Origin of the sequence: Mesorhizobium sp. M00.F.Ca.ET.216.01.1.1 (genome assembly GCF_004010325.2) — a bacterium.
Taxonomy (GTDB): Bacteria; Pseudomonadota; Alphaproteobacteria; order Rhizobiales; family Rhizobiaceae; genus Mesorhizobium.
This window is the reverse complement of sequence record NZ_SADR02000428.1, coordinates 1-308: the sequence shown is the minus strand read 5'-3', so window position 1 is coordinate 308 and position 308 is coordinate 1. Positions and strand designations below refer to the sequence as shown.

Below are 308 nucleotides of genomic sequence, written 5' to 3'. Positions count from 1 at the left end.
ACCGAGCCGGTGAAGGTGATGGCGCCGATGGCCACGCCGAGGCTCATCTCGACCAGCGCCTGGGCGTGGATGTCGCCGGCCGTGCCGATGCCGAAGCTTTCCGGCGCGTAGATGGCGGCGGCGGCCACCATGACAGCGGCGAAGCCGACGAGTGAGTGGAAGGCTGCGACCAGCTGCGGCATCGAGGTCATGGCGATGCGGCGCGCGGTGACGGCGCCGATGCCGCCGCCGATGGCGAGGCCCAACACGATCAGGCCGAAACGGCCGGCGGATGGGGTCGCAAGCGCCAGCGTGGTGGCGATGGCAAT

At 70.8% G+C, this 308-nt stretch carries 1 protein-coding gene; it reads right to left on the bottom strand.

Going from position 1 to position 308, the window contains the following annotated elements:
* Positions 1–308, bottom strand: a 308-nt coding sequence (locus tag EN859_RS36795; RefSeq protein ID WP_189502561.1) for an NAD(P)(+) transhydrogenase (Re/Si-specific) subunit beta, incomplete at both ends; no start/stop codon positions are given.